Below are 22,081 nucleotides of genomic sequence, written 5' to 3'. Positions count from 1 at the left end.
GACAATATGCCATTGTTATTCATAACATCATTCGACTATCATGCGCCAGCACTTCGCCTACTTTAGTTATCTTAGGAGCTCAGCCTGTGAGAAAAAACACGGCAACCAACACCAAGTATCAGATGATTCTTCTGACGTTATTAGTGTTATTTAGTCCATTAGCGATTGATATATATCTTCCAGCCTTACCATTGATTTCTTCTACGTTTCACGTGGAACATGCGATGGCAAAATACACAATCACATGCTTTTTGTTTACCATGGGGGTTGGCCAGCTATTCGCAGGACCATTAGCGGATCGCTTTGGTCGTCGCCATGTTGCTTTGACAGGGGTGGTTATCTATTCTGCCAGTGCATTACTTGCATGGAGCGCGCAGACCATGGAATGGATGCTTACTGCTCGTCTATTACAAGGATTTGGTGCATGTGCGACAACTGTGGCAGCCTTTGCGACTGTTCGAGATGTATTTGGCCCTGAAAAAAGTGGCAAGATGATCAGCTATCTGAACGGTGCTATCTGTTTTATTCCTGCGTTAGCCCCAATTCTGGGGAGCTGGTTAACTCAGCATTATAGTTGGCGGGCTAATTTTTCCTTTATGGTGTGTTTTGCGCTCGTTTCAGGTTCGTTAATGTGGTTCAGTTTACGCGAAACCAATCCTTCTCAGCAAAGCGGTTTATCGACATTTAATCTCACTCGATATTGGGATGTTATCAAAAATCCTTCATTTTTATTCCATGCAGGGTTGTGTATGTTGTCAATGGGCGTTATTTTGGCGTATGTCACTTCTGCACCTCTAGTGCTAATGCAGCAGATCGGTTTGTCCATGGACCAATTCACTTTCTGGTTCGGAATTAATGCTATCGTTAATATTGTTGCTTGCTTAACAGCGCCATCCATGATGGATAAAATAGGAACTCATCGGTCGATAACGTTCGGTATATTATTAATAGGTCTATCAGGTGTTCTAATGGTAATATTATCGTCTGATCAGACTGCATTTCGTTTTATGTTGCCTATATTTATTTCATCGGTTGGATTTGCGTGGATTCTTGGCGCTGCCGCTGGTAAAGCGCTAGCCCCATTCGGAGATAAAGCAGGGACAGCGGCTGCTCTTCTAGGGCTATTCCAGATGAGCGGGTCTGGTTTGATTGTCGCTCTAGTGCAAAACTTAGAAATGACACCGTATTGGCTTATTGCCATACAGATGTGGCTTGTTGTTCCCGCCTTATTAATTATGTTTTCTGGTGTGGGACGTAAATGGCATCAATGGGTGCTTGAGCCTTAGTTTTAGGAAAGGTAAATTACCTTCCCGATTATTTAATTAAGTTAAAACCATTAATATATTAATGGCTTTAATGTTCCTATTAATTATTACGTTGGAATCATAATAAATGTCTCTTACAACCTACGAAATGGCTCGAATTTTAGAACAACTTGATGAGTCGCCAGAAAAGGTTATGTTTGGCAAACTTCTGAGTGAATTAGGTAATCAGAGTAGTGAACGTGTTCGCAGTGCTGCTAAACAAGTGCCAATAAGCATTTTGCGTGACTTAGTTTATCAATTTCAACAAGTGATTGATTCAAGAAAAGATGAACAGGTGGGTGTGCTAGCAAAAGAACTAGCAGAACAAGGTATTTCTGCAGATGAACTATTGAAATACCTAAATAATAAATAAGTCTCTTAATTAATTTTATAAAAAAACCCCAAATATTACTTGGGGTTTTTTATGGATTCACATTACGGCTTATCGGATTTTGTAAAGAAATAAGTGTTTCTGTTGATTGAACTTCATCAATAGCTTGCAACTTATCGATTAAAACGTGTTGTAATTCTTCTATCGAGCGGCACATTAATTTAACAAAAATATTATAAGCTCCGGTCGTGTAGTAAGCCTCAACAACTTCATCGAGAGCATTTAATTTTTGTAGTGCAGAATGATAATCGCGGGCCGCATTTAAATTAATACCGATAAAACAACATACGTCATAGCCAAGTTTTTTCGTATTTACTACGACTTCAGTTCCTTGGATGATGTCCCCAGCTTTCATTTTTTCAATGCGAACGTGAATCGTTGCTGGGCTAACATTAAATTGCTTTGCCATTTCTGCATACGGTGTTCTAGCGTCATCCATTAAAATCTTTAGGATGGCTTTATCAAGATCATCGAGTTTTATTGCTGTCACTGGGCTATTCATCCTATCACTTGTCAATTTCAACAACCGGTTTCACCATCTTAACACCTCCTTGTTCAGAGTAGTATCAATTGGAATAATTAAACCTTATTTTTAGAGAGTTTAGATGTTTTTCATATCGATGTTCAGATCTATTTTATCCAACGGATAACCGTTTAGTTTGGGAGAATATAGGTATTCATTAAGAAATCCGCTAAACTGCGCGTGTTGTTATTGGTTCTAACTGGAGTGCGTTTTTGCAGATACAACTGATTAGTGAATCATTAGGGCGAAGTGGTGAATTAGATGCTCTCGCCAGCCGCTGGAATCTATGTCATGACGAGACAAGTGACTTTGCTTTGGTATTAACTGATGAGCGCTTAGAACTGCGTAAATTGGATGAACCTAAGTTAGGGGCTATCTATGTTGACTGGGCCTCAGGTGCCGTTGCTCATCGACGTAAATTCGGTGGTGGTAAAGGGCAGGCGATTGCAAAAGCAGCAGGGCTCAATAAAGGTGCAATGCCGACAGTTTTAGATGGTACAGCAGGGCTTGGACGCGATGCCTTTGTACTGGCGTCGCTGGGGTGCCGTGTCCAGTTAGTCGAGAGACATCCTGTTGTTGCTGCGCTGTTAGATGATGGTATTAACCGCGCTAAGCAAGATGAAGATATTGGTCATTGGGTAACAGAGCGCGTTCAGTTATTGCATGCATCTAGTCATGATGCCTTATCTCAACTAATGAAAGACGACAATTTTGTGCGGCCTGATGTGGTTTATCTCGACCCTATGTATCCCCATCCAGAAGGCAAAAAGAAAAGTGCTTTAGTGAAAAAAGAAATGCGAGTTTTTCAATCTTTGGTTGGGGCTGATAATGATGCCGACAGTTTGTTAGAGCCTGCGTTAGCGTTAGCGACAAAACGGGTGGTCGTAAAAAGGCCTGACTACGCAGATTGGTTGGCTGAGCAAAAACCAACGATGGCAATTGAAACCAAGAAAAATCGCTTTGATGTTTATGTCTTATCATCGATGACAGAATAAATACGGTGATGTTGATTCTGTGATAGGGATGTTCAAAAGAGATGGCAGTCTATGAATCTCGTAGTATTTGGGTAATTCAGTAATGGTAAAACGCTTTTGTAAAATGAATCGCCAGGAGATTGCATTCTCATTGGATGAAATTAACCAGTTAGTTGCTGCTTCGGATTATGTTTGTCGCTCATGTGCGCGCTCGTCATGTAACAAAGCGAACTTATGTAAGCCTATTCGCATAGAAAAAGCACAGGTACAAGTCGCTGATACCAAGCAAGATGAACAGTCTGTACTGCCAACTCCGAATAAAAAGGCATTTAAGCTGGCAAAGAAAGGGCTTAAAAAGCAGCGTAAGCAATATAAAAAACTAAATAAGCTCTTAAAGAAACAGCAAAAACTGGCCAAAAAACAGCAGAAACTGCAGCGTAAGTTTGAGAAATTAACTCAAGCACCAGTCCCCCAAGTTGATTTGCTGGATACCGGTTCTTCTCTGCATTAATGATGTATTCAACGATATAAAAAATCCCACGAGTTTGAAGTGACCCCATAAAGTTGGACATTTCTTGTTACGCGGGATTTTTTTATATCAATTGTGTCTGAGCACTGCACTAATCGACAAATGGTACAACTAATAGATCAACAGGAGTGCAATTAATCAACTGTTTCGTTGAAGATAAAATCTTGCTCCAGAAGTCTTGGTGGTGACCACAAATGACCAAGTCGATATTAAATTCAGAAATGGTATCGCATATTTCATTACTTAGATCACCGCTCCCCACAAGAGTATGGTTGATAGGGTGGTTAGCGTATTTTGCTAACTCTTGCAGCTGGTTAAGAGATGCTTCCATAGAGTTGTGCTGAGTTTCAGCAAGATTGATATCAATCAGTCCGGTATACAGCTCAGCATAATTCACATCAATGTGAATAAAAGAAAGTTGCGCGTTCAAAGGCTTTGCCAGCGCCACCGCTTTGTCGACTATAACTTTGCTATCTTCAGAAAGATCGACGGCAACTAAGATGTGTTGATAACTCATAATGCTATCTCCTTGTAGGTGACTGTCTTAAGCCTATCACTAGTGCTATGAATTTTTTGCAGCGATGATCTCATATACCTTAAATGGCGGTTTGGCATGGGATTCAACGCCTTAATAATAAGTTTCTTTTCAAAAGAATAAGTTCATAAATTAAGTGAGATATTCATTATTGGTCATATTAGCTGCGCACATTACTAAATGATCATGGTATAGTTTGAATTAAATCGAAACAGAGAGTTAGGAGCTTTTCATGCTAGCGCAAGCCATGATTGATCAATTGAATGAGCAAATTAACCTAGAATTTTTTTCATCCAATCTATACTTACAAATGAGTGCTTGGTGTGAAGACAAAGGATTTGAAGGTGCAGCTCAATTTTTACGTAAACACGCAGCGGAAGAAATGGAGCATATGCACCGTCTTTTCACTTATGTAAGTGAAACCGGCGCTTTGCCAATCCTTGGAGCGATTGCAGCGCCAAAACATGATTATGCAGGTTTAGGTGACGTTTTTCGCGAGACCTATGAACATGAGCAGATGATCACTAGGAACATCAATAAGCTTGCTCATGTCGCATTCACTTCCCAAGATTACTCAACATTTAGTTTCCTTCAGTGGTACGTTGCAGAGCAACATGAAGAAGAGAAACTGTTTAAAGGCATTTTAGACAAGTTAGAACTTGTTGGTGAAGACGGTAAGGCTCTATTCTTTATCGACAAAGATCTAGCAGAATTGGCAAAAGCTAGCTCATCTTCACAATCAGATACCTCTGCTGAGTAGTAAGCAGTAAAAGACCAAATTCGGCGATTGTCTTTTTCTCTTGGTGTCTGATGTAAAGATGTGGGGAGGAAAAGATGATCGGCGGAGACATCATTCTATTTGCGTTGCTTTTTGTAACAGCAGTTAATTTAGCACGATGCTTAAGTGCGTTGCGTTCTCTGTTATACATTATGCGTAACGTGCATCCATTACTGTATCAACAAGTCGATGGTCGAGGTTTCTTCTCACCACAAGGCAACTTATCTAAACAAGTGCGCCTCTACTATTACATCAAAAGCAAGGAATATACTCATCATCATGATGAACTCTTTACGGCAAAATGCGATCGGGTTCGTCAGTTATTTATTCTTTGTGTTGCTTTAATTGTGGTTACCACCGTTGCTGCGTTTATTCTTTAGCCAGAGATTGGAAAGCATTAGATTTGCCGTTAGAATACAGGCCTCACGTATTATAAGGATGTGCATCGCACATCCTTTTTTGTTTCTTCTCTATGGTTGATTAAGAGTATTAAGGCATGAGTAAACAAGTCGATGTCGTTATCATCGGTGCTGGCGCAGCCGGTTTAATGTGCGCAGCGCAAGCAGGAAAGCGTGGACGAAAGGTGCTGATCCTCGATCATGCGAAAAAGCCGGGCCGGAAAATTTTGATTTCTGGTGGCGGTCGCTGCAACTTCACTAACTATGACGTTTCTGCAGAAAACTACTTGTGCCAAAACCCTCATTTCGTCAAATCCGCCTTATCTCAATACACTAATTGGGATTTTATCTCGATGGTGAGTAAGTACGGTATTGAGTTTGAAGAACGTGATCATGGCCAGTTGTTTTGCCTTGAATCGGCAAAAGATATTGTCAGCATGCTACTTAAAGAGTGCGAACAACCTAATATTGAGCAGCAATACCAAGTGGATATTGAAGCAATACAGACCATCGATGACGGTGGGTTTGTTTTGGCCACTAACAAAGGTGAAATCGTTTGTCAGTCGCTGGTGGTTGCAACGGGTGGTCTATCGATGCCAAAACTCGGAGCAACACCGTTTGGTTACAAAATTGCTGAGCAATTTAATTTGCCAGTCATCTCAACCTCCGCCGGTTTAGTGCCATTTACCTTGCACAAAGAAGATAAAGAGGCGTTTGCAGAATTATCTGGAATTGCGGTACCAAGCGAAATCGCAGCCCAATCAGGTAAAACGTTTAAGGAAGCGTTACTCTTTACTCACCGCGGTTTATCTGGCCCTGCTGTATTACAGATTTCTTCTTACTGGAAGCCTGGGCAGTCCGTGAGCGTGAACCTGATTCCCAATATTGATTTAGAGGTTGTTTTACAACAAGCATTAGCAGAGCACCCTAACCAAACACTAAAAACGACGCTTTCTCGCGTGTTACCAAAACGCTTGGTTGAGGTGCTTATTGAGCGTAAATTACTAGTCGATAAGCCGTTAAAGCAGTTTCAAGGGAAGCAATTAGAACAAGTAGTTAGAGCACTAGAAAACTGGCAAGTGTTACCTAATGGTACAGAAGGCTATCGCACTGCTGAAGTGACGTTAGGTGGGGTGGATACTCAGTTTATCTCCTCTAAAACCATGGAATGTACCAAAGTAAAAGGGTTGTTCTTTGTTGGCGAAGTCATGGATGTAACCGGCTGGTTAGGTGGGTACAATTTCCAATGGGCATGGTCAAGCGGTTATGTTGCCGGCCAGTGGGTATAAATTGCGCCTAAACATACCCCTGTGGGGCGGTGACTGGTTGTAAAGCATAAACTATTATATGATTCATCAATTACAATGAATATGTGGTTATTCATATGGTTAGCTAAGTTACCTGTGATTCACACTAAAAATGAAAATTTATGAGCAAAAAGCGTAGACCAACGCTACAGGATGTAGCAGATCAAGTCGGTGTCACTAAGATGACGGTCAGCCGTTATCTTAAAGATCCAAATCGCGTATCGGAAAAGACACGCGAGCGGATTGCTAACGCGTTGGAATCGTGTGGTTATATTCCTAACCGAGCTCCAGAAATTTTAGCTCAATCGCGCAGTCGTGCCATTGGTGTATTGGTGCCATCGCTTACCAACCAAGTGTTTGCTGAAGTGATTCGTGGTATTGAAAAGGTGACGGGTAAGTTTTGCTATCAAACCATGTTTGCTCATTATGGTTATCGTCCCGATGTGGAAGAGGCGCGGGTCGCTTCTTTGTTGTCATACAATATCGACGGCTTATTATTATCAGAAAGTTACCACACACCTAGAACAGTTCGTATGATTGAAACTGCGGGCATACCTGTGATTGAAATGATGGATATCGCTTCTCCTTCTATGCAGCAGTGTGTGGGGTTTGATAACACCCTAGCTGCGAAAGAGATGGTGGAAGCCATGATTGCTCAAGGTCATCGCAATATTGTCTATCTAGGAGCTCGTATGGACGTTCGTACCAAGCTAAAGATGCATGGATACGAGTCTGTGATGCGCAGTGCAGAACTGACGCCGAGAGTGGTGACGACTGACGATGCTTCTTCTTTTTCCCTTGGTGCGAGTTTATTACGCAAGAGTTTGGCGTTATACCCAGATTTAGATAGTTTCTTTTGTACCAATGATGATTTGGCTGCTGGGGTTATTTTTGAGTGTCAGCGCCAGGGCATACGTGTTCCTCAAGATATCGGCGTCGCCGGATTCCACGGTCATGATATTGGGCAATCGATGGCACCGAAATTGGCCAGCGTTGTTACGCCTCGTGAGCAAATCGGTCGTATTTCAGCTACAGAACTACTAGAACGCCTCGAAGGAAAAGAGGTTGAAAAATCAATCATTAATCTAGGTTATCGGATTGATTTAGGGGAAAGTTTAAGAACGTAATATATCGAACTTATTTTGAAGAAAAGCCGCACGGCTAATGAGAGGTCTAACCGTGCGGTAAGTTGTGGAGCGTGTTTATCGACTGATTAAAGTCTCAAAGCACTTATCATTATTAGAATTTGTTTATAAGAAAAACGATACCAGCATTGCCACGATCCCGCCTGTGGTGCCTATGATAGTTTCCATAATAGTCCAGCTTTGCAGAGTCTGCTTCTCTGTTAATCCTAAATAGCGGTTTGCCAACCAAAAACCCGAATCATTTACATGAGAAAATACAATTGCCCCACCGCCAATTGCGATGGTGATCGCAGCTAGCTGTGCGCCATCCAAGTGTAGGGCGGTTAACATTGGTGTGATCAATCCACAGGCCGTTAGCATTGCCACGGTTGCGGAACCTTGAATGACACGCACTGCTGCAGCCAAAATAAAGGCTAAGGCAACAATAGGTAGTCCAGATCCAGAAAGGGTATTACCTAGCGCAGCCCCCACACCTGAATCGATTAATACTTGTTTAAATACGCCGCCAGCACCAGTAACCAAGATAATGACACCTGCTGGTTGTAGGGCGCTACCACAGATATCCATGATCTTGTCATTTGCAATTCCTCGTTTCACCCCCAACACATAAAAAGCTAGTAAGCAGGCAAGCAAGATGGCGGTAAATGGGTGACCAAGCAATGTCAGCCAGTCATGCAGAGAAGAGTTGGGATCGACAAAACGAGAGACGATGGTTTTTAAACCAATTAAGATCAAAGGAAACACGACAATACTAAGCGATAAAGCAAACGAGGGAATTGTTTCGCCTTCACGTTGTTGGTTGTCTGCTTGCTCGTGTTCTGGAAGCTCTACATGCACTTTCTTAGCAATGTAGCTGCCAAAAATTGGTCCACCTAAGATCATGGCTGGAATACCTGCAAGCAAACCAATAAGAATCATGTAACCAAAATCTGCATGTAACTGCGATGCGACGAGAATAGGGCCTGGAGCAGGAATCAAAAATGCCTGACATGCTGCGATACCAGCAAGAAGGGCAATACCGATTTTCATCACACTGCCGCCACCTTTGCGCACTACCGCAAAGGCAATACCAATCAGTAACACGACGGCAACGTCAAAAAACAGTGGCAGGGCGCAGATAAAACCGGTCAGACTCATTGCCCAGTGAGCTTTTTTATGTCCAAATTTACCTAATAGTGTGTGAGCAATTTGATCAAGCGCGCCTGTTTCTTCCATTACGCGGCCAAACATTGCTCCTAGGGCAACGACAACAGCAACAAACCCCAGTGTTCCTGCCATGCCTTTTTGAATGGTATCGGCAATAGTCGCGGGATTCATTCCTGAAAAAAGTCCAGCAAGCATTGATACCAGAATCAGAGAAACGATGGCATGAAGCCTCACTTTCATTACGAGAAAAAGAAGCAGTGCAATTGAGCCTATTGCCGTCAAGATCAATGTTAGATCAGACATAAGTTTACCTTTTGTTTGTATGTTAGTTTGTTCACATTTTTGTAGGTTACCGGTAACATGTTACGGGTAACGTGTTACGATGAAAACCAACAAAGATTGGAAATGAGAGAGAGGTCAATAAAGTGACTGCTGAGAAAAAAGGCAACAGCTACCTGTTTATGGGCGTTTCAAGTTGTGGTAAGTCGTCGATTGGTGCTGCGGTTGCCCGTCAATTAGAAGCTAAATTTATTGATGGTGACGATCTCCATCCCAAAGCGAATATTCTTAAAATGAAATCTGGCCATCCACTCAACGATGATGATCGAGCGCCGTGGTTAGAGCGAATTAATGATGCGGTGTTTAGCATTGAAATGAAACACGAAGAAGGCATCATTGTTTGTTCCGCATTGCGTCAAAAGTATCGCGACCAAATTCGTCAAGGAAATAGTAAGCTGACGTTTATTCATTTATATGGTGATTTTGAATTGGTAAAAGGACGGATGTTGGCTCGAGAGGACCATTTTATGCCAATTGAATTATTGAAGAGCCAGTTCGAAACGTTAGAAAAGCCCACGATTGAAGAAACGGATGTTATTGAAGTCAGCATTGATGGCTCTTTTGATGATGTTGTCGCTCGTTGTGTAACCGCTATTAAACAGCATCAAACAGCATAAGATCCCCGCTAATATTTCATTTGATGGTCATGAACTCTTTCATGGTCATCATGTTTTCAATTACTTTAAATACATCACAATTAAAGCAAATCATGTTGCTCCATCGGTCATTTTCCATCACTGTTCTGGCACGCTGTTGAAGTGGAGCATCTATACTGGTGGCATATGACTGCTCATGGATGACAGGTAGAGTGAATGAAATTATGGATGTATAAAGTCATTGCGATAGTCAGCTTGGGGCTTGCCTTTGCTGGTATTCTGCTCCCCGGATTGCCAGCAACAGAGTTTGTCATTCTTTGTGCATGGGCATCTGCGAAGGGTTCTCCGACTATTCATCGTTTTCTTATGTCGAAGCCATTTTTTCGAGATATGGTTGAGAATTGGCAAAATGGTAAAGTTATCTCGCGAAAAAACAAAATATTGTCTGCGATTTCAATGTTAATTTGTTTTGTGATTCTTATCGTTCATCCGGTACCGATATGGGTTATCGTGACGGCGACAAGTGGTATGTTGATTGGTAGTTACTTTATTTGGCGTCGACCTGAGCAGCGCAGCGATTGATTGCTAAAGAATCCAATATTAATGAATTGTGACGACTTACTTACCTAAAAATATCTTTCCTCAAATTCCCCCTTCTATTCACGCAAGAAAAAGCCCCCCTGGCAAGCGGACTCTTGAAACCAGAGGGGAAACAATAATAAAGATTGTTAACGTAAGGCTTTCATTGTCTAAGCGCGCTAATTAGCCAGCTCCTGCATTGAGTGTTTGAGTGGTGTGCACGACTTTGCGTTTTTCCGTCATCATAATGAGCAGTCTTTGCATTCCGATAAAACTGAATAACAAGATACCGACGATAATTTTGGTCCACCATGAACTCAGTGTGCCATCGAAGGTGATGTAGGTTTGAATGAGCCCTTGAATTAATACACCAAACAAGGAGCCAAAAACGGTACCGACCCCGCCAGTTAATAGCGTGCCACCAATGACTACGGCTGCGATTGCATCCAATTCCACACCCACTGCTGCGAGTGGATAGCCAGCGGAGGTATATATGGAGAATACGATTCCTGCTAATGTCGCTAAGGTAGTGGATAGGGTGTAAATCCCAATGGTTGTCATACGTACGGGAACGCCCATGAGTGAAGCAGAGGTTGCATTACCACCAATGGCATAGACGTTATTACCAAAACGAGTCCGATGGGCAAGTAACATGCCTGCTAAGACAACAAATAGCATAATGACAGCCAGTAAACTTAAGCGACCACCGCCAAAAATATGCCAGATTGTTCGAGATAGCTCTCGGTAAGTAGGGTGCTGAATTGGGATGGATTGTTCTGAAATTAGAAAACTGGTTCCGCGCAGAAAGAACATCCCAGCCAGCGTGACGATGAATGCTGGTATTTTTAAGGTATCGATGATCCATCCCATAAAGGCACCGAATAGTGCTCCCAGTATAAGAGCAATAATCATGGCAAGATAAGGATGAATGCCAAAATCACTGATCAGTGTCGCAATGAGCACGCCTGTAAAAGCGATGACAGAGCCTACCGATAGGTCGATGCCACCAGAGAGAATGACAAAGGTCATGCCAACGGCCAATATACCTAGAAAAGCGTTGTCTGTTAGTATGTTACAAATCACTCGCGTGCTTAGGAATGCTGGGAATTGCAGCGCGCAGAAAAAATAGCCCAGTAGGAACACACAAATGGTGATGAATAGTGGGAAATGACGTTTAATCATGATGTTTCATTCTCCCTTTAATCGCACGTATAACCGCTGGAGATTGCAAGACCAGTACGACAAGCACAACAACAGCTTTAACAATCTGATTCCATTGTGGTTGGTAGCCGGAAAGCAATATACCGGTATTAATACTTTGAATGATGTAGGCACCAATTAGGGCTAAAAAGAGATTAAAGCGGCCGCCCATTAATGAGGTTCCACCAATAACCACAGCCAAAATCGCATCCATTTCTAGGTATAAGCCCGCGTTGTTGGCATCAGCACCTTGAATATCTGCCGCAACGACGATCCCAGCAATGGCTGACATGACACCACTGACAACGTACACAGACATGACGATCGCTGGTGTATGTAATCCTGCATTCTTAGCTGCGCGAATATTAATCCCCACGGATTCGATAAATAATCCGAGAGCGGTTTTCTTAGTTAATGCCCACACAGCAAGTGCTGCAAATAACATCAGCCATACAGGGGTGGGGAAATACAGCAATGTGCCACTGCCAAACCAAGCAAGCGTATCACTGGTAAAGGTAATGATTTGGCCCTTGGTGATTAATTGGGCAATCCCTCGTCCTGCCACCATTAAAATAAGCGTGGCGACGATGGGCTGAATTTTAAAAATAGCGACTAAAAGACCATTCCATAAACCGCACAAGGCTCCGGCGACAAGGCCACAGAGTAGAATAACAGTAGGGTCATAACCTTGGTGGGCCATGCTAGCCATAACTGCGCCACTGATGGCCATCACAGCACCTACCGATAAGTCGATGCCACCTGTCGCAATCACTAACGTCATTCCCACCGTTAGTAAAGCAACGGGAGCGCCACGGTTGAGAATATCAATCAAGCTCCCAAAGAGCCGTCCATCTTGGATATGAATAGAAAAAAAGTTATCTGCAATAAAACTATTCACTAAAAGCAGCAAAACCAATGCTGCGATTTGTGGTGTGCCTTTGGGAAGATGGAGCAGAGGCTTGTGCCCCGACTTGGGCAAAGTAGATCGGGTTAAAATACTCATCGTTCACCTCACATTGCGATAGCTTGCATAATGGCGGGTACCGATAGATCCTCAGTGGTAATTTCTGCCACTTGCTTTCGGTCTTTCAGCACGATAATTCGATCGGCATAGCCGACTAATTCTTCAAGTTCTGAAGAGATAACTAATAGAGCTAACCCGTTTGCACATAAACTTTCTATTAATCGAATAATCTCAGCGTGAGCACCCACATCAATACCGCGAGTGGGTTCATCGAGAATTAAGAATTTTGGCTTAGTGAGTAGCCAGCGAGCCAATAAGACTTTTTGTTGATTGCCACCAGATAAAAATTCGACAGGTTGCTCTATATTCGGCGTTTTAATGGCAAGTTGTTTGATAAACCTTTCGGTTACTTGTTCCTGCTCTTTACGCGACAATGGCCTGAACCATCCACGCTGAGCCTGAAGAGCTAAGATAATATTTTCTCGTACTGACGCCGCGCCAATAATACCGTCGGTTTTGCGGTCTTCTGGGCAATAGCCGAGTCCTAAGTGAGACGCTTGCCGTGCTGAGTGAATAGATACTACGTTATCTTGCAGTTTACATTGGCCAGAATCATTAGCTTCAATGCCAAAAATGACTTGGGCAGTTTCAGTTCGGCCTGAGCCTAATAACCCAGCTAAACCAACAATTTCTCCTGCATGCACTGCAAGGTTGAATGGTTCGATAGTCCCTTTTTTACCGTAATCAGATAATTGAATAATAGGCTTATCATGCCAAGTGGTTTTTCCTGCACGTTTGAGGGCATTCTCTTCGAGTTCTCTACCAAGCATCATTTTTACCAGCTCGATCTGTGGTAGGTCTGCTGTTTCTTTGGTACCGACCAACTGGCCGTTACGCAGTACGGTAATCCGATCACTCACTTGGTAAACTTGATCAAGAAAGTGAGTAATAAAAATCAGGCTGACACCACGTGCTTTAAGTTGGCGCATGATATCAAACAGCATGTTGACTTCGTTACCATCTAAACTCGCAGTTGGTTCATCCAAAATTAAAATTTTTGCCGACATTGAGATGGCACGAGCAATGGCAATAACTTGTTGTATAGCCACGGAAAACTGATTTAAAGGAAGAGAAACGTCAATGTGTAAACCATAGCTAGTTACAATCTCTTTCGCCTTTATTTCCATGGATTTACGGTCTACAAAACCAAATCGGCGGGGTTCATGACCAATAAACAGGTTGTCCATGACTGACATGTTGGGTAACAAGTTGACTTCTTGATAGACAGTCCCAATGCCTAAGTGTTGAGCATCCGAAGTGTTTTGCGGTGAGATAGGGCGACCTTCTAACAAAATCTCCCCTGAATCTTTGTGATATACCCCAGTGAGGGTTTTGACTAGCGTAGATTTACCCGCGCCATTTTCTCCTAGCAAAGCCATAATTTCGCCTTTACGCAAAGAAAAGTCGACGTTCTGTAACGCTTTTACGCCCGGAAAAGTTTTACAGATACGCTTGGCGTTGAGTACCAGTTCTGGATTGGACATGGTAACGACTCCGTATACACCTCATATGCATGGGCATATGAGGTGGTAACCAAATAATCAATAAACAACGTGGTAACTAGGTTTTAATACCCAAGGTTCTTTTTAATTTCTAACTCTTTTGCGGCATCTTTAGGTAAGAAAAGAGTAGATTTAGTGACTATTTTTTTCGGAGGGATAATCCCTTTTTCTTTATACGAAATTAATGCATCGAAAGCTGGGCCAGCCATATTTGGTGTTAATTCTACAGTGGCGTTGGTTTCACCCTTTAACATGGCGCGGAATATATCTGGCACGGCATCAATAGAGACAATTAATATATCTTTTCCTGGCTGTAACCCTGCTTCTTTAATTGCTTGGATTGCACCAATAGCCATGTCATCGTTATGAGAAAATACAGCACAAATTGATTTGCCATTATTTTCCGCTTTAATAAAGCTTTCCATAACTTCCTTACCTTTGCTACGGGTAAATTCACCAGATTGGGTACGGGTAACATGAATGTTTTTAACGTCTTTAATGGTTTTATCAAACCCTTCTTTACGCTCGATTGCCACACTTGAACCAACGGTGCCTTGCAACTCTACAACATTGCAATTGTCTCTATCTTTGACCTTGTTAACCAACCAATGAGCGGCAACTTCACCTTCAAGTACGTCGTTAGCGGCAACAGAGGTCATGTATAAAGAGTTGTCATCGACATCAACGGTACGGTCAAGTAAGAACACTGGAATATCGTAGTCTTTGGCTTCTTCAAGCACCGGTTCCCAGCCAGTTTGGACTACAGGAGCAATAAATATCGCATCGACACCTTGAGCGATAAAGGATCGAACAGCTTTAATTTGGTTTTCTTGCTTTTGTTGGGCATCTGAAACTTTTAGTGTGATTCCTCGCTTCGCTGCTTCCGTTTTTGCTACGGATGTTTCAGCAGCCCGCCAGCCAGATTCTGAACCAATTTGAGAGAAACCCACGGTGAGGTTATTTGCCATCGACGCACCAGACATCAATAACGAACTGATCGCGAGGGCCAGAGTTAGTGGTTTTAACATATTGATGTTCCTATATTCTCATCCTGATTAAAATACTTATATTATTTTTACCATTAAATTATTTTTAAATTTAAAGGTATATATCGATATTTTAATTAATGGATGTTTGTTTCACGGATTAAAATAATAGTTAGGGTAGTTCTTTATAATATTTTGTTTCCATGTGAGAGTATGTCGAAATAGGTCTACTGATGGCGAGATTTGTCACATAATATTTTGGCTAGCGATATTGTCCATTTTAATAGCAAACAAAATAACATCTTGTTCACAAAAATATTTTTATAGCTAAAGGTGATAAAAAAGCTCTCTGCGAGAGGTGACAGAGAGCTTTTGGTTGATTTACCGTGATGATTATTTTCGTGACTAGAGTTAGCCGTTAAGCACGAGATTTTTGTTTGTAACGGTCAAAGATAACCGCTGCGAGTAAAATGGCACCGCGCACTACATATTGAGCAAAAGGTGACATATTTAGTAGGTTCATTGCATTTTCTACCGTACCTAAGATAAGCACACCGGCAATGACATATGAGACTTTACCAATTCCCCCCTTAAGTGAAACCCCACCTAAAACGCAAGCTGAGATCACGACGAGCTCGAAGCCGACGGATGTCATTGGCTGACCACTAGTCATCCTAGCCGCGAGAATGACGCCAGCAAGGGCAGAAATAAAACCAGACATAGTGAATATAATCAGTTTGGTTTTTACAACATTAACACCTGCGAGTCTTGCGGCCTCCTCGTTACCCCCTATGGCTAATGTGTTGCGTCCATAAACGGTTCTATTAAGCAGAAATGCAAACACGGCAAAGGTAACGATGGTAAGCCAAATGGGCGTTGGGACCCCAATAAATGACGAATTACCCAGTGTGAAAAAGCTCTCCTCAGTAATACCCACCGCTTTACCATCTGAAATGATATAGCCAAGACCACGAGCAATTTGCATAGTTGCTAAAGTGGTAATCAGTGCATTGATCTGCAGTTTGGCAATGACAAAACCATTGAGTAGACCAAAAGCAACACCAGAGAGTAATCCGGCGCCAACTCCGAGAATGACACTGCTGGTGGCATTGATGGCAACGGCTGTCACAACTCCCGAGCATGCAATCACAGAAGCGACAGAAAGGTCGAGGTCACCACATGCTAAACAAAATAGCATGGCACAGGCCACCATACCGCTCATAGAAATGGCTAGGCCAAGACCTTTCATATTAATGAAGGTAGCAAAGTAGGGCACAAACAGGGAGCAGAGTAAAAATAACCCTGCAAAAACCAATAACATACCGAATTTATCCCAGATATGAGCAAGATTAAATCGGTGCGATTTTTCTTCAGGTTGTGTCACTTTCGATGTACTTGAAATAGACATAAGGTTCTTCCTTTGGTTACGCCGCTGTTTTCTCTTCGCCTAACATAGCGAGGCGAAGCGCAGTTTGTTCGTTAAATTGGTTGCGTTGTAGTTCTCCTGATACGCCCCCATCTTTCATTACGAGCACGCGATCGGATATGCCGAGGACCTCGGGGAGATCGCTCGATACCACGAGTACCGTGACGCCATTTTCAGCCAGCTTAAAAATCAGCTCATAGATCTCAGATTTCGCCCCGACATCAATACCTCTGGTAGGTTCATCAAGCAAAATGACACTCATCGCCGTTGATAACCAACGGCCAAGAATCACTTTTTGCTGGTTGCCACCAGAGAGTTCGCCCAGTTTTTGTTCGAGGGAGGCGGCCTTCACGTTGAGTGCTTTACGTTGAGTGGCTGCGTTGGTCTCTTCCCAAGAAAAATCGATCAAACTTTTGAGTTTTAGATGCCATGGGCGTGCGCTGATATTGGTATTTTCTGCCACCGAAAGGATCGGCACGATACCATCTCTTTTGCGATCTTCCGGGCATAAGGTAATGCCGGCTCGAATCGCATCTTCTGGTTTACGAATTGAGATAGGGGTGTCGTGAAGATAGAGTTGGCCACCGGTAGGTTTTTCTGCACCAAAGATTAATTTGGTTAATTCTGTGCGACCTGCTCCGACTAAACCAAATAAGCCTAAAATCTCACCTTGACGAATATCGAGTGAAACGGGAGAAGTAATTCCAGGTCCTTGAAATTCTTCGATTCGTAATCCGCTTTCACCTAAAGGTCGCGCACGATAGTTATAAATATCGTTAATTTCACGCCCTACCATGAGCTCGACTAAACGCTCATGTGTGAGGTGGGACATATCGTCGAATGTTTGCACAAGCGTGCCATCTTTAAAAATGGTGATCGCATCGCATAGAGTAAATATTTCTTCCATTCGATGCGACACATACAAAATGATCTTGCCTGCATCACGCAATTCTCTAATCACAGTGAAAAGGTTTTCAATTTCACGTTGTGACAAACTACTGGTGGGTTCATCAAAGGCAATAATCTGAGCATTACGACTCAGAGCTTTGGCTATTTCGACCATTTGCCACTGACCAATAGAAAACTCCTTCAACGGACGAGATGGATCAAAATGTTCACCAAGACGTTGTAGTTGTTCTTTAGCCATGGCATTTAACGTATCAAAATCAACACGTCCGCCTTTGGTTGGAAGTTGGCCTAAGTAGATATTTTCCGCCACGCTAAGTTCAGGAACTAGGTTGAGCTCCTGATAAATAATCGCGACACCATGGTCGAGAGCATCGTTGGCGCTATGAAATACCAATTGTTGACCATCGATATTTAAGTGGCCTTCTGTCGGTTGGTGCAAGCCACTTAATGTTTTTAGCAATGTGGATTTACCCGCACCATTTTCACCCATCAAAGCATGGATGCTGCCGCGATTGGCCCGAAAGTTAATATCAGTGAGTGCCTTCACGCCAGGGAAGTGTTTGGAAATATGACAAAATTCTAAAAATGAGGGGGAGTTGTTCATACCATCTCTCCTATGTGTGCAAACTTAGCATCAGCACGTTTGCTGATGCTAAGAGAGTTACAAGCCTTTTTTTGCAAGTTCTTGTTTGTAGTTATCACGAGTGATGAGCACCACGTCTGTGACCTCAACAAACTTCTTCGGCGCGACGCCGTCGTGAACCCATTTATAGAGAGATTCGATACTTTTATAACCGTGCACATCTGGACTTGGTAGCAGAGAACCATAAAAACCAGTTGGTTTAGATTTGGCTAATTCATTGACTGCATCGACACCATTAATACCAATTCCTATGACGTTATTGGCATTAAATCCTTGACCTTCAGTCGCACGAATACCGCCTAAAACGGTATTGTCATTCATGCCGACGACTAACCACTGTTTGACACTCGGATACTGGACAAGCAAAGAGTTGGCGGCGTCTAAAGCGCCTGGAATATCATTGGTTTTGGTTGGGACTCGGTGAATTTGATTCGCAGGAAAACCGGACTCTTGAATCGCTTTTATTGAACCATCGACACGGCGACGGGCTGTATCCAATTCATCAGCGGTAATCGCCATGACACCTGTTGAAGATTGATCCCAGCCGCGGTGTTTCATTTCTTTAATTAATTCTTCACCTTGACGATAACCAATTTGGCTAGCGGCCATCATCACTAAAGGCACGTTAGTCATCGGCTGGCCTTTTGCGTTTAAGAATTGGTCATCGACAGTGATCACTTTGAGATCGTAACTTTTGGCTTTGGCCATGATCGCAGGGCCGAGTTTTGGGTCTGGGGTGCAAATAACAAATCCTTTTGCACCACTGGCCGCTAAGGTATCTATCGCGTTTAGCGTTTTTTCACCATCAGGAATTGCCATTTTAACGACATCGAAGCCCATGTCTTTTCCGGCCTGTTCTGCAAATGACCATTCAGTTTGAAACCAAGGTTCTTCTGGTTGTTTGACCAAATAACCAAGTTTCATTGTGTCATCGTCAGAGCCAAATAGGGAAAAGGCACTGGCAGAAGCGCTGAGTAGGGTTAACCCTGACAACGCTGCAGTAGTAAGTAGGGTTTTTAGTTTCATTATTATTTATCCATTTTTAGGAATGTAGGGTGTTCCGTTGGTGATTATTTACACTGCTGTGGCACGTGGGTAGTGATAGAAATCACAGCAAAAAAATGTAGCGAATTTGTCCATTCATTTAGCTAGGATAGATATGAAGTGGATCTCGTTATAGTCATGTTCGTTCACGAACATGACATTTTGTCGCATATTAGCGTCATTTTTGTGTGATCTTGGTCAAATGGATATTTTTGGTGGTTTTTTTAAGCTAACGCACGGAATTTGTCTTGTGGCGTTTTTATCCATACTTGTAGCAGCTTGATTCATGGCTGAACGGAAGGGGCGCGGTTATAACAAATAGCAATTCCAACCATTGATGGAGCTGTCATGGACACTTTCACTACACATCAAGCTCATGTTATCGGTCTTGATTTTGGTTCAGATTCTGTACGTGCATTATTGGTTAATGCGACAAATGGCGAAGAAGTCGCCTCTGGAGTTACCTACTATCCGCGCTGGATGAAAGGTATGTACAGTAACCCTGAACAGTCTCAATTTCGTCATCACCCTCAAGACTACATTGAAGCGATGACCAGTGCAGTCAAGGATACGTTGGCACAAGTACCAGCCCAGATTGCACAATCTGTTGTCGGTATTGGTGTTGATACTACAGGTTCTACCCCTGCACCTATCGACAAGAATGGTAATGTTCTCGCGCTTCTTCCTGAATTTGAAAACAATCCTAATGCGATGTTTGTGTTGTGGAAAGATCATACTTCTGTTGAAAAAGCAGAACTCATCAATGAGTTAGCTCATGGCAACGATTTCCCTGATTACACCAAATATATCGGTGGTATTTATTCGTCTGAGTGGTTCTGGGCAAAAGCAGCTTGGATCAGTGAACAAGATGACTCAATCGCAAAAAATGCCTACAGCTGGGTAGAACTTGCTGACTGGATTCCTGCGCTGATCAGTGGTAACCAGCATCCTGATCGCTTCCGTCGTGGCATTTGTGCCGCAGGTCATAAAGCGATGTGGCATGAAAGCTGGGGTGGCCTACCTGATGAAAAATTCCTGACTGCAATATCTCCAACTTTAAGTGGGATGCGCGATCGTATGTTCGAACGCGTATATACCTCCGATGAAGAAGCTGGCCGTCTATCTGCTGAGTGGGCTGAGCGTTTTGGCTTGCCAGAAGGGATCGCTGTTGCAATTGGTGAGTTTGATTGTCACATGGGTGCTGTCGGTGCTGGTGCTGGTGCACACGATTTAGTCAAAGTTATTGGCACGTCTACTTGTGACATTTTGATGGTCGATCATGACCAAGTTGGTGACAAAACTATCCATGGTATTTGCGGCCAAGTGAAGGGGAGTGCGCTTCCTCAATTGACCGCGCTTGAAGCAGGTCAGTCTGCATTTGGTGATATTTACGCTTGGTATAAAAATCTTTTGATGTGGCCGTTGCAGCAGTGGGCCGCGCAAAATCCAGACCAAGCAGAAGCAGTGAAAGGCATCGAAGACCAATTAATTCCTCTGTTGGCAGATGCTGCACAAAATTACGAAGTCCAAGCCACCTCCCCATTAGCTATGGACTGGCACAACGGTCGTCGTACTCCGTACGCGAACCAGCGCCTTAAAGGTGCATTAACCGAGTTAAATCTTGGCTCTAGTGCACCCGCTCTTTTCTCGGCATTAGTTGAATCGACTGCTCACGGTGCAAAAGCAATTGTAGATTGCTTTGTGGACCAAGGCATGGACGTCAATCGTGTGATTGCCATTGGCGGTATTTCTCAAAAATCACCGTTTGTGATGCAGATGTGTGCTGATGTTATTGGGCGTGAAATAGCGATTGTTCGCTCTGAACAATGTTGTGCTTTGGGGGCGGCTATATTTGCGGCGGTCGTTGCGGGTGTGCACCCAGATAGCGAAACCGCACAAAAAGTGATGGCAAGTCCTATTTGTCAAACTTATCAACCTAACTCAGCAACTCAAGAGCGCCGCGAGCAACGTTATGGTGCCTATCGTGAGTTAGGCCGTCATATCGAACAAATCGAAGAATTCCACTTATCTCAGGAGCGTAGCAATGGCTGAACATGCAGTGCTAAATAACCCCCGTAGCGCTCATTTTGAGCGTATACGTCAACTTCGCCATCAGGTTTGGCAAGCCAATATGGATCTTGAACGCCACCATTTAGTGACGTTTACGTGGGGCAATGTCTCTGCGATTGATCGAGAGTCAGGTTTGGTTGTCATTAAACCGAGTGGTGTTGCGTATAGCGAGCTCTCAGCAGAAAACATGGTGGTGGTTGATCTTGAAGGTAACGTGGTAGAAGGCTCCTTGAAACCCTCTTCAGATACCGCAACCCACCTTGTGCTATATCGCGCTTACCCTGAGATAGGTGGTGTTGTTCATACTCACTCATCACACGCGACATCATGGGCTCAAGCTGGAAAACCTATTCCTGCTCTTGGTACCACACATGCGGATTATTTCTATGGTGATATTCCGTGTACTCGTGCGTTGAGTAATGAAGAAATTAAAGATGATTACGAATACAACACCGGTAAAGTCATTGTTGAAACTATTGGTGATAATGAGGCTACCGCTATTCCTGGAATCATCGTTAAAGAGCACGGTCCATTCAGTTGGGGTAAAGACGCAGCACAAGCGGTTCACAATGCTGTTGTGATGGAAGTTGTCGCAGACATGGCTCTGCAAACCCTACAGATAAATTCCAACGTTGATCATATCAATCAAGCCCTACTGGATAAGCATTACTTACGTAAACACGGCGCTAATGCTTATTACGGACAGTCCTCATCCAATAAAAAATAATTAAGG

Annotated in this window: 22 protein-coding genes; 12 read left to right on the top strand and 10 right to left on the bottom strand. The window is 43.1% G+C overall.

Translation table 11 applies throughout. The annotated features are described in order from the left end of the window. Window positions 1–122 precede the first annotated feature (122 nt). Both F9817_RS04460 and tsrA read left to right on the top strand, forming a co-directional pair. The gene (locus F9817_RS04460; protein WP_161153907.1) at window positions 123–1,286 is read left to right on the top strand and encodes a multidrug effflux MFS transporter; all 1,164 of its coding nucleotides are present in this window, start codon (window positions 123–125) and stop codon (window positions 1,284–1,286) included. 106 nt (window positions 1,287–1,392) lie between these two features. Continuing rightward, window positions 1,393–1,677: an H-NS-like global regulator TsrA gene (gene tsrA / locus F9817_RS04455; RefSeq protein ID WP_161153765.1), complete on the top strand. Its 285-nt coding sequence runs from the start codon at window positions 1,393–1,395 to the stop codon at window positions 1,675–1,677. Between the two features lie 49 nt (window positions 1,678–1,726). Here the strand turns inward: tsrA and asnC are convergent, their stop codons facing one another. Then, window positions 1,727–2,197, bottom strand: a complete 471-nt coding sequence (gene asnC, locus F9817_RS04450; RefSeq protein ID WP_161153764.1) for a transcriptional regulator AsnC — start codon at window positions 2,195–2,197, stop codon at window positions 1,727–1,729. A 233-nt stretch (window positions 2,198–2,430) separates the two neighbouring features. Here asnC and F9817_RS04445 point away from each other — a divergent pair, with 233 nt between their 5' ends. Both F9817_RS04445 and F9817_RS04440 read left to right on the top strand, forming a co-directional pair. Next, on the top strand, window positions 2,431–3,213 hold the full coding sequence (locus F9817_RS04445; RefSeq protein ID WP_161153763.1) for a class I SAM-dependent methyltransferase: 783 nt from the start codon (window positions 2,431–2,433) through the stop codon (window positions 3,211–3,213). An 82-nt stretch (window positions 3,214–3,295) separates the two neighbouring features. Beyond that, window positions 3,296–3,703 carry a hypothetical protein gene (locus F9817_RS04440; protein WP_161153762.1) on the top strand — a complete coding sequence of 136 codons (408 nt, stop codon included), beginning with the start codon at window positions 3,296–3,298 and terminating at the stop codon, window positions 3,701–3,703. Window positions 3,704–3,812: 109 nt separating this feature from the next. Here the strand turns inward: F9817_RS04440 and F9817_RS04435 are convergent, their stop codons facing one another. Continuing rightward, window positions 3,813–4,238 (bottom strand): universal stress protein, encoded by a 426-nt coding sequence (locus tag F9817_RS04435; RefSeq protein ID WP_161153761.1) that lies wholly within the window; start codon window positions 4,236–4,238, stop codon window positions 3,813–3,815. Window positions 4,239–4,488: 250 nt separating this feature from the next. Here F9817_RS04435 and ftnA point away from each other — a divergent pair, with 250 nt between their 5' ends. The 4 genes from ftnA (at window position 4,489) to gntR (ending at window position 7,866) form a co-directional block, all read left to right on the top strand. Continuing rightward, entirely contained in the window at window positions 4,489–5,016 is a 528-nt protein-coding gene (gene ftnA, locus F9817_RS04430; protein WP_161153760.1) for a non-heme ferritin, read from the top strand. 74 nt (window positions 5,017–5,090) lie between these two features. Further along, window positions 5,091–5,414, top strand: coding sequence for a universal stress protein UspB (gene uspB / locus F9817_RS04425; protein WP_161153759.1), 324 nt, complete (start codon window positions 5,091–5,093; stop codon window positions 5,412–5,414). A gap of 116 nt (window positions 5,415–5,530) precedes the next feature. Continuing rightward, window positions 5,531–6,721: a BaiN/RdsA family NAD(P)/FAD-dependent oxidoreductase gene (locus F9817_RS04420; RefSeq protein ID WP_161153758.1), complete on the top strand. Its 1,191-nt coding sequence runs from the start codon at window positions 5,531–5,533 to the stop codon at window positions 6,719–6,721. Between the two features lie 140 nt (window positions 6,722–6,861). Continuing rightward, window positions 6,862–7,866, top strand: a complete 1,005-nt coding sequence (gntR, locus tag F9817_RS04415) for a gluconate operon transcriptional repressor GntR (protein ID WP_161153757.1) — start codon at window positions 6,862–6,864, stop codon at window positions 7,864–7,866. A gap of 123 nt (window positions 7,867–7,989) precedes the next feature. Here the strand turns inward: gntR and gntU are convergent, their stop codons facing one another. Next, window positions 7,990–9,333 (bottom strand): gluconate transporter, encoded by a 1,344-nt coding sequence (gene gntU, locus F9817_RS04410; RefSeq protein WP_161153756.1) that lies wholly within the window; start codon window positions 9,331–9,333, stop codon window positions 7,990–7,992. A gap of 158 nt (window positions 9,334–9,491) precedes the next feature. On the opposite strand from gntU, the gene F9817_RS04405 reads away from it, so the two are divergent. After that, window positions 9,492–9,986 carry a gluconokinase gene (locus tag F9817_RS04405; protein WP_161153906.1) on the top strand — a complete coding sequence of 165 codons (495 nt, stop codon included), beginning with the start codon at window positions 9,492–9,494 and terminating at the stop codon, window positions 9,984–9,986. A 195-nt stretch (window positions 9,987–10,181) separates the two neighbouring features. Beyond that, on the top strand, window positions 10,182–10,547 hold the full coding sequence (locus F9817_RS04400; protein ID WP_161153755.1) for a YbaN family protein: 366 nt from the start codon (window positions 10,182–10,184) through the stop codon (window positions 10,545–10,547). A 180-nt stretch (window positions 10,548–10,727) separates the two neighbouring features. On the opposite strand, the gene yjfF is transcribed toward F9817_RS04400, so the two are convergent. The 7 genes from yjfF to F9817_RS04365 form a co-directional block, all read right to left on the bottom strand. Further along, window positions 10,728–11,726, bottom strand: a complete 999-nt coding sequence (gene yjfF / locus F9817_RS04395; RefSeq protein ID WP_161153754.1) for a galactofuranose ABC transporter, permease protein YjfF — start codon at window positions 11,724–11,726, stop codon at window positions 10,728–10,730. Next, window positions 11,719–12,747 (bottom strand): galactofuranose ABC transporter, ATP-binding protein YtfT, encoded by a 1,029-nt coding sequence (gene ytfT, locus F9817_RS04390; protein WP_161153753.1) that lies wholly within the window; start codon window positions 12,745–12,747, stop codon window positions 11,719–11,721. The genes yjfF and ytfT overlap by 8 nt, the downstream gene beginning before the upstream one ends. Before the next feature lie 8 nt (window positions 12,748–12,755). After that, on the bottom strand, window positions 12,756–14,252 hold the full coding sequence (gene ytfR / locus F9817_RS04385; RefSeq protein ID WP_161153752.1) for a galactofuranose ABC transporter, ATP-binding protein YtfR: 1,497 nt from the start codon (window positions 14,250–14,252) through the stop codon (window positions 12,756–12,758). Window positions 14,253–14,335: 83 nt separating this feature from the next. After that, window positions 14,336–15,298, bottom strand: coding sequence for a galactofuranose ABC transporter, galactofuranose-binding protein YtfQ (ytfQ, locus tag F9817_RS04380; RefSeq protein WP_161153751.1), 963 nt, complete (start codon window positions 15,296–15,298; stop codon window positions 14,336–14,338). Between the two features lie 376 nt (window positions 15,299–15,674). Beyond that, window positions 15,675–16,664: an L-arabinose ABC transporter permease AraH gene (gene araH / locus F9817_RS04375; RefSeq protein WP_161153750.1), complete on the bottom strand. Its 990-nt coding sequence runs from the start codon at window positions 16,662–16,664 to the stop codon at window positions 15,675–15,677. 16 nt (window positions 16,665–16,680) lie between these two features. Beyond that, complete coding sequence (gene araG, locus F9817_RS04370) at window positions 16,681–18,195, bottom strand: L-arabinose ABC transporter ATP-binding protein AraG (RefSeq protein WP_161153749.1); 1,515 nt, start codon at window positions 18,193–18,195, stop codon at window positions 16,681–16,683. A gap of 57 nt (window positions 18,196–18,252) precedes the next feature. Further along, entirely contained in the window at window positions 18,253–19,260 is a 1,008-nt protein-coding gene (locus F9817_RS04365; protein ID WP_161153748.1) for an arabinose ABC transporter substrate-binding protein, read from the bottom strand. 366 nt (window positions 19,261–19,626) lie between these two features. Between F9817_RS04365 and F9817_RS04360 the strand changes: the two genes are divergently transcribed. Both F9817_RS04360 and araD read left to right on the top strand, forming a co-directional pair. Continuing rightward, window positions 19,627–21,330, top strand: coding sequence for a ribulokinase (locus F9817_RS04360; protein WP_161153747.1), 1,704 nt, complete (start codon window positions 19,627–19,629; stop codon window positions 21,328–21,330). Next, window positions 21,323–22,075, top strand: coding sequence for an L-ribulose-5-phosphate 4-epimerase (gene araD / locus F9817_RS04355; RefSeq protein WP_161153746.1), 753 nt, complete (start codon window positions 21,323–21,325; stop codon window positions 22,073–22,075). Before F9817_RS04360 ends, araD begins: the two co-directional genes overlap by 8 nt. The last annotated feature ends 6 nt before the right edge of the window (window positions 22,076–22,081 follow it).

Origin of the sequence: Vibrio eleionomae (assembly GCF_009874545.1) — a bacterium.
Lineage (GTDB): Bacteria > Pseudomonadota > Gammaproteobacteria > Enterobacterales > Vibrionaceae > Vibrio > Vibrio nitrifigilis.
Note: the sequence above shows the minus strand (reverse complement) of the source record. Positions and strands in the feature narration are given on the sequence as shown.